Below are 6,570 nucleotides of genomic sequence, written 5' to 3'. Positions count from 1 at the left end.
CTGCGGGTGCGTCCGGCGTGCAGCGATGGTGAGGCAAGGCCAGTGGACATGGCCCGCTGGCCCGCCGCGCTGGAACCCTGGCTCGACCCCGCAACCCGCCGCCGCGCCGTGCCGCCGCCTTGGTCGCCTGCCTGCGCCAGTAGTCGAACAGCGGAAGCCGGGCTGAAAATCGTCGGCATCACGGCGGGCGAAACCCTGCGCCGCAGCAGTGCCGGCAATGCCCCCCGGCTGCGGCTGGAGGCGCGCGGCGGGCAGGAAACCCTGTACTGGCTGGTGGATGGCCGGCAGATCGGGCGCAGCGCAGCGGGAAAAGGCCTGCTGCACGACTTCGCCGTTCCCGGGCGGCACAGCATCACCGTGCTCGATGCCAGCGGCGGCTTCGATAGCGTAGACATCAGCGTACAGTGAGCGGGGGTTGCGCGGAAATTGCGCGGGAGTTGCGTGATTTAGGGCCGCCCGAAAGCGTCCTTCGCCATAAAGCGGATCACCTTGTCACCGCGGGCATCGACTTTCGCTTCGCCTTTCCAGGCGTGACCGTACACCACTTCAAAAGTGGCCGGCAGCTTCCCGGCCAGCCGAGCACTTTCATAAGCCGCCTTGACTGCGGCCAGGCGGCGCGGCGTAAACAGCCCGTGCCGGCGCGCCGTCATGGCGCAAGAAGACCCCGCCGCGCGTAGATCGGCGAATAGGGCATCCAGGGTATCGTAGGTCAAGGTGATTTTTTCCATATCCACCACCGGATCGGCAAAACCAGCTTCCAACAGCATGTCGCCCAGATCGTGCATATCGGTAAAGCGCTGGGTGTGGGCTGCGCCATCGGCAAAGGCAGCGCGCAATTCGTGCAAGCTATCCGGCCCCAAGGTGGTGAACATGAACAGGCCACCCGGCGTCAGGCTGCGGCTGGCCTCGGCAAAAACGGGCAGCGGGTGCTCCAGCCAGTGCAACAGCAGATTGGACCAGACCAATTCAAAGCTGGCCGCCTGAAAAGGCAGTTGCGCGACATCGGCCAATACTGGCCGAGGCACCTGCGCCTCAGAGCCCAGCCAGCGCCGCCACAGCGCACGGGGCAAAGAGGGTTTCGGCTTCCAGCCTTGCAACATCGGCAAAGCCAGATCCACGCCATAAAGCGCAGCCTGCGGGTAGCGCTGCTGCAGATGGGTGAAACTACCGCCCCGGCTGCATCCCAGATCAAGGATGCGGCGGGGTTCCAGGCGCACATAATCAAGGCGCTCGGCCATGCGCCGGTCGATTTCACGCGCCAAAAAATCGCCCGTCGAATAGCCGGCAGCGGCGCGCGAAAAACGCCGCGCGACTTGGCGGCGATCCACAAAGGGCGCGGCGGGCGTACTCAAACGGCGCGCAGCCCCAAGCGCGCAAAGAGCGCATCGTCGCGGTCAACCTCGGGGTTGCTCGTGGTGAGCAGGTGGTCGCCGTAAAACATCGAGTTCGCCCCGGCCAGGAAACACAGCGCCTGCAATTCGTCACTCATCGCCTGACGCCCGGCCGACAAACGCACCCAGGAGGTCGGCATGGTGATGCGCGCGGCGGCAATGGTGCGCACGAACTCGAAAGGATCGAGCGCCGGCGTATCGGCCAGCGGCGTACCGGGAATCGGCACCAGGTTGTTGATCGGCACGGATTGCGGCGGCGTCGGCAGATTGGCCAGTTGCACGATGAGTGCGGCGCGGTTCTTGCGCGTCTCGCCCATGCCAATGATGCCGCCAGAACACACATTGATGCCCGCCTCGCGCACCTGTTCGAGCGTATCCAGACGGTCATCGTGACAATGCGACTTGATCACCTGACCGTAGAATTCCTTATCGGTGTCGAGATTGTGGTTGTAGTAATCGAGCCCGGCATCTTTCAGTTTCTGCGCCTGACCGTCTTTCAACATACCCAGCGTAACGCAGGTCTGCATACCCAAGGCTTTGACTTCACGCACCATTTCGAGCACACGATCGAGGTCTTGATCTTTCGGCCCACGCCAGGCAGCCCCCATGCAAAAACGCGAAGCGCCTTTGTCTTTCGCCGCTTGCGCTGCCGTCAGAACTTCATCCAAAGGCATCAAACGCTCACGCCCCAATTCCGTGTCATAGCGCGCCGATTGCGAACAATAACTGCAATCTTCCGAACAACCGCCGGTTTTCACAGACAGCAAGGTCGAACGCTGAATGTCATTTGCATTAAAATGGCTGCGATGCACTTCTTGGGCGCGATACAGCAGATCCATCAAAGGCAACTCGTAAAGCGCCGTTACCTCGGCCACGGTCCAGCGGTGGACGGGCGAAGCAGCGGCAACGGAATCAGTCGTGGAAAGCGCGGGGTGGGCCATGAAATATCCTGATGAAAATACAAAAAAGCCGCAGGCAAGCGGCAGTAATTATGGATTATCCGAAGCTGCTGGCGACAAGTCAATTTTACCAGCCTCGACCCGCTTTTCTGCGCTCAGCACCTTTTGGCGCACCGTGCGCGCGCCAATCGCCGGCCTGCGCCGCTACGGAGAGGTTTTTGGCCGATACAGCTTGGATTACCTCCTGCCCAGTCACTGCCTGCTCTGCCACGCCGCCAGTAAAAACAACATCGTCTGTCCCGCCTGTGCCGCAGAACTACCCGTGCTCGCCCCCGCGCACTGCCCGCATTGCCTGGAAACGACAAGTTACGGAGAGCGCTGCGGGCGCTGCCTCGCCCAGCCGCCATTTTTCGATGGCGTTTTTGCCGCCTACGCCTACGCTTTTCCGCTCGACAAGCTGGTGCAAGCCTACAAATACCAACAGCAACTGGCGCTGGCCGGCTGGTTCGCCGCGCAGCTTGCCGACCTGCTCGCGCCGCAACAGGCGGAACACGACTGGACGACGCTCATCCCGCTCCCGCTACATCGCCGCCGTCTGGCCGAACGCGGTTTCAATCAGGCGCTGGAAATCGCTCGCCCGCTCAGTAAACGGCTGGGCATTCCCTGCGCCGCGAGCGGCCTGGCGCGTATCCGCGCTGGCGCACCGCAAGCCTCACTGCCGCTCAAGGAGCGCCTGCACCATCTGCGCGGCGCTTTTACCTGCCCGCGCGACTACCGGCAGCAGCGCGTCCTGTTGCTCGACGACGTGCTCACCAGCGGCAGCACCGCCAACGAATGCGCCCGCGTGCTCAAGCAGCGCGGTGCGGCCAGCGTGCATGTCGCCGTGATTGCACGCGCCTTGCGCGATTGATTCCGTGTTTTAATCGCGCCTTTTCAGCCATGTTTGCCGTCGTTCTCTACCAGCCGGAAATCCCGCCCAATACCGGCAACATCATCCGCATGTGTGCCAATACCGGCGCCGAACTGCACCTGGTCGAACCACTGGGTTTTGATTTAAGCGACAAACATCTACGCCGCGCCGGCCTCGATTACCACGAATACGCCCGCATCACCCGCCACGCCGATTGGGCAGCCTGTACGGCGGCCCTGGCCGGGCGGCGGATGTTTGCCTTGACCACGCGCGGCAGCGGCTCGCTCTATAGCGTGAATTTTCAGGCCGATGATGTTTTCGTTTTCGGCCAGGAAACCGCCGGCCTGCCCCCCGAGATCCGCGAAACTTTTCCCATGGAACGACGCCTGCGCCTCCCCATGCGCGCGGGCCAGCGCAGTCTGAATTTATCGAATGCGGCGGCGGTCACGATTTTTGAGGCTTGGCGCCAGTGCGAATTCATGGGTGCAGGCTGAGCGCAAGACAGCTGCCCCTGCAAAATTACGCCGCTTTTTGCCATTCACCGGGCATCGCAAGGCAGGCAGCCTTCGCCCCGAGGGCGCAGAAAACCTTGGCTGCTTCTGCCCGAACCGCACTTAAATTCTTATCGGGTGCAACTGCAAAAAACTTTCTTGCGCCGCCACTTCACACCGCCTCACACCGCTTCTTCCCGTGCCTGGCGGGCCATCAGTTGTTCGAGCGCCGCCGCTGCCGTGAGCTCGCCGGCCAGCACTGCGGCCACCGCGCGACTGATCGGCATATCCACTCCGCGCTCACGGGCCAAACGATCGGTTTCGCGCGCGGTATAAACGCCTTCGGCCACGTGGCCCAGCTCTTCGAGAATCGTCGCCAAGGATTTGCCCTCGGCCAGGCCCAGACCGACCCGCCGGTTACGCGACAAATCGCCGGTGCAGGTCAATACCAGATCGCCCATGCCGGCCAAACCGAGAAAGGTGTCGCGTTGCGCCCCGAGCGCCACGCCCAAGCGAGCGATTTCAGCCAAACCGCGCGTCATCAAGGCGGCGCGCGCATTCAGCCCCAGGCCCAGACCGTCGCACACGCCGGTCGCAATGGCGAGCACGTTTTTCACCGCCCCACCGACCTCAACACCGACCAGATCATCGTTGGCATAAACGCGCAAACGCTTGCCGTGCAAGGCGCTCGCCGCCTGCCGCGCAAATTCCGGCTGGTTGGCGGCCAGCGCCACGGCGGTCGGTTGGCCGGCCGCGACCTCTTCCGCAAAACTCGGGCCGGAGAGCGCGCCGCAAATCTGTTCGCTGCCCAGCACTTCGCGCACCACTTGATGCGCCAGCAAACCGCTGCCCGCTTCAAAACCCTTGCACACCCAAAGTAGCGGCAGGGTGCAGGACAATTCGCGCAAGGCTTCCAGGGTCGGGCGCAAACCTGCCATTGGTGTAGCAATCAGCACCACCTCGGCATCGCTCAGGGCGCTGGCAAAATCTTCCACCACCCGCACTGATTCCGGCAAACGGTAGCCGGGAAAAAAACGCTTGTTTTCGCGCGTGCGCTGTAAATCGGCGGCCACATCGGCCTCGCGCGACCACAGGGTCAGCGAGTGCTGCTGCGCAAAAGCAATCGCCAGCGCCGTTCCCCAGGCACCGGCACCGAGAATAGCAAGTTTCATAGGCCCCAGATCTGGTTGGCACGCACGAAACCGCTCGCGCCGTCGCGATGTTTCACCTGCACCCAACCGGGCGCGCCGGCAGCGACGAAATCAAGCACCAGCCATTTGCCGCATTCCGCCACGAGCGGCGCATCGTCGCGCGCTTCCTGGCGCAAAGCGGCTTGCGCGGCGGTTACGATCACCGTGCGTTGGGCGCTCGTCTGTTTGGCTTCCATCCAGGCGAGTGTCCCCTCGGCATCGCGCACCTTGACCCAGCCCTCGAGCTTGACCACCGCTTCGACCGGCGTATGCGCCTTGATCAGATACAGTTTTTTCGCCTGTTGCGAGGGTGCGTCGTACAACACCGCGGCCGCCACGCCCACCGAACGGTAATCGACCGCCGCCGCCGGCAAAGCCAGAGCGCTCAAGGCGGCGGCGATGAAAAGGCGGGCAAACATCATTGCAGGGCGTTGCTGCCTTCGACGGCCTGGCTTTCCTGCAGACGTTGCATGTACATCGCCTCGAAATTGACCGGCTGCAGCACGATGGGCTGGAAGCCGGCGCGCGTCACCGAATCGGCCACGGCTTCGCGGGCGTAGGGGAAGAGGATATTGGCGCAAGCCACCATGATGAGGGCTTCGAGCTGCTCTTCCGGCACGTTCTGAATGCGGAACACGCCGGCCTGACCGACTTCGACCAGAAACAGCGTTTTTTCGCCCAGCTTGGCGGTGACCGTAACGGTCAACACCACTTCAAACACGCCGTCGGCCACACCACGACCGCTGGTGTTCAAGCCAATTTCGATCTGCGGGCTCTCTTGTTCGAGGAAAACCTCCGGCGCATTCGGTACTTCCACCGACAGATCGCGCACATAGAGTTTTTCAATACCGAAAACCGGCGCTTCTGCCGTTTGTTCGGCGACGTTTTGTTCGTTTTCTTCCATGAACTTCTTTCTTAAATGACAACAGGAAAATTATTCGGTATGACTATCGAGCAGGGGGCGTAGTTTGCCCGCACTATCGAGTGCGATCAAATCATCACAGCCGCCCACGTGGGTCTGGCCGATGTAAATCTGCGGCACGGTGCGCCGCCCGGTGCGCTGCATCATTTCCTCGCGCCGCTGCGGTTCGAGGTCTACACGAATTTCTTCGATTTCGCCCACGCCACGCGCCTGCAAAAGCTGCTTGGCGCGGATGCAGTAAGGGCAGACCGCTGTGGTGTACATCAACACGGCTTGTGTCATTTTTTCTTCCCTCCTTTAACCAACGGGTAATTCGCCGCTGCCCAGGCATCGACCCCACCCTCGAGATTGTAGAGCTGCGCAAAACCGGCTTTTTTTAGCGTCGTGCAGGCGCGGCCCGAGCGCATGCCAGAAGTGCAACAGACGATGAGCGGCTTTTCTTTATGCGCGCTCAATTCGCCCAAACGCTCGTCGAGCTGGGCAACGGGGATATGCACGGCATTGGGCAGACTGCCGGCAGCCATCTCATTGGCTTCGCGCACATCGAGAATCAGCGCCTCTTCACGGTTGATGAGCTGGGTCGCCTGGGCAGGATTCACCGCCTGGCCGACCGAACGAAACAAGAGCGGCCAGAGCAAACCCAGGCCGCTGACGACGACGATCCCTATGAGCAGGATATTTTGATTCACGAACTCCATCGGCATGGGTTAAGACTCCACTCCACAAAAAACTTCGCGCATCATGCCGATGAGCTGCAGGGTGCGCTG

At 62.0% G+C, this 6,570-nt stretch carries 9 protein-coding genes and 1 pseudogene; 3 read left to right on the top strand and 7 right to left on the bottom strand.

Annotation, left to right across the window (positions count from 1 at the left end; genetic code table 11):
- Positions 1–408: pseudogene (locus tag ACM62Q_RS12875) on the top strand (penicillin-binding protein 1C); the annotation flags it as partial.
- A gap of 38 nt (positions 409–446) precedes the next feature.
- Here ACM62Q_RS12875 and ACM62Q_RS12870 read toward each other — a convergent pair.
- Together ACM62Q_RS12870 and bioB are read right to left on the bottom strand one after the other, a co-directional pair.
- Positions 447–1,328 (bottom strand): methyltransferase domain-containing protein, encoded by an 882-nt coding sequence (locus tag ACM62Q_RS12870; RefSeq protein WP_415037218.1) that lies wholly within the window; start codon positions 1,326–1,328, stop codon positions 447–449.
- Between the two features lie 20 nt (positions 1,329–1,348).
- Entirely contained in the window at positions 1,349–2,332 is a 984-nt protein-coding gene (bioB, locus tag ACM62Q_RS12865; protein ID WP_415037216.1) for a biotin synthase BioB, read from the bottom strand.
- A gap of 133 nt (positions 2,333–2,465) precedes the next feature.
- On the opposite strand from bioB, the gene ACM62Q_RS12860 reads away from it, so the two are divergent.
- Together ACM62Q_RS12860 and trmL are read left to right on the top strand one after the other, a co-directional pair.
- Entirely contained in the window at positions 2,466–3,200 is a 735-nt protein-coding gene (locus ACM62Q_RS12860) for a ComF family protein (protein WP_415037214.1), read from the top strand.
- 29 nt (positions 3,201–3,229) lie between these two features.
- The gene (gene trmL / locus ACM62Q_RS12855) at positions 3,230–3,694 is read left to right on the top strand and encodes a tRNA (uridine(34)/cytosine(34)/5-carboxymethylaminomethyluridine(34)-2'-O)-methyltransferase TrmL (protein ID WP_415037212.1); all 465 of its coding nucleotides are present in this window, start codon (positions 3,230–3,232) and stop codon (positions 3,692–3,694) included.
- Between the two features lie 179 nt (positions 3,695–3,873).
- Here trmL and ACM62Q_RS12850 read toward each other — a convergent pair whose 3' ends face one another.
- From ACM62Q_RS12850 to ACM62Q_RS12830, 5 genes are read right to left on the bottom strand one after another with little or no spacing between them, the layout of a single operon-like run.
- Positions 3,874–4,863, bottom strand: coding sequence for an NAD(P)H-dependent glycerol-3-phosphate dehydrogenase (locus tag ACM62Q_RS12850; protein WP_415037210.1), 990 nt, complete (start codon positions 4,861–4,863; stop codon positions 3,874–3,876).
- Positions 4,860–5,303: an SH3 domain-containing protein gene (locus ACM62Q_RS12845; RefSeq protein WP_415037208.1), complete on the bottom strand. Its 444-nt coding sequence runs from the start codon at positions 5,301–5,303 to the stop codon at positions 4,860–4,862. Before ACM62Q_RS12845 ends, ACM62Q_RS12850 begins: the two co-directional genes overlap by 4 nt.
- Positions 5,300–5,785 carry a protein-export chaperone SecB gene (secB, locus tag ACM62Q_RS12840; protein ID WP_415037206.1) on the bottom strand — a complete coding sequence of 162 codons (486 nt, stop codon included), beginning with the start codon at positions 5,783–5,785 and terminating at the stop codon, positions 5,300–5,302. Before secB ends, ACM62Q_RS12845 begins: the two co-directional genes overlap by 4 nt.
- Before the next feature lie 30 nt (positions 5,786–5,815).
- A complete protein-coding gene (gene grxC, locus ACM62Q_RS12835; RefSeq protein WP_415037204.1) occupies positions 5,816–6,085 on the bottom strand; it encodes a glutaredoxin 3 in 270 nt (89 codons plus the stop codon).
- Positions 6,082–6,507, bottom strand: coding sequence for a rhodanese-like domain-containing protein (locus ACM62Q_RS12830; protein ID WP_415037202.1), 426 nt, complete (start codon positions 6,505–6,507; stop codon positions 6,082–6,084). Before ACM62Q_RS12830 ends, grxC begins: the two co-directional genes overlap by 4 nt.
- Positions 6,508–6,570: the final 63 nt, after the last annotated feature.

This window comes from Azonexus sp., assembly GCF_047638095.1.
Taxonomy (GTDB): domain Bacteria; phylum Pseudomonadota; class Gammaproteobacteria; order Burkholderiales; family Rhodocyclaceae; genus Azonexus.
This window is presented reverse-complemented; position numbering and strand designations above follow the sequence as displayed.

Excerpts from the sequence above, each read along its gene's own strand:
- bioB (WP_415037216.1), bottom strand. The coding sequence starts at position 2,332 with ATGGCCCACCCCGCGCTTTCCACGACTGATTCCGTTGCCGCTGCTTCG.
- trmL (WP_415037212.1), top strand. The coding sequence starts at position 3,230 with ATGTTTGCCGTCGTTCTCTACCAGCCGGAAATCCCGCCCAATACCGGC.
- ACM62Q_RS12830 (WP_415037202.1), bottom strand. The coding sequence starts at position 6,507 with ATGCCGATGGAGTTCGTGAATCAAAATATCCTGCTCATAGGGATCGTC.
- grxC (WP_415037204.1), bottom strand. The coding sequence starts at position 6,085 with ATGACACAAGCCGTGTTGATGTACACCACAGCGGTCTGCCCTTACTGC.
- secB (WP_415037206.1), bottom strand. The coding sequence starts at position 5,785 with ATGGAAGAAAACGAACAAAACGTCGCCGAACAAACGGCAGAAGCGCCG.
- ACM62Q_RS12850 (WP_415037210.1), bottom strand. The coding sequence starts at position 4,863 with ATGAAACTTGCTATTCTCGGTGCCGGTGCCTGGGGAACGGCGCTGGCG.
- ACM62Q_RS12845 (WP_415037208.1), bottom strand. The coding sequence starts at position 5,303 with ATGATGTTTGCCCGCCTTTTCATCGCCGCCGCCTTGAGCGCTCTGGCT.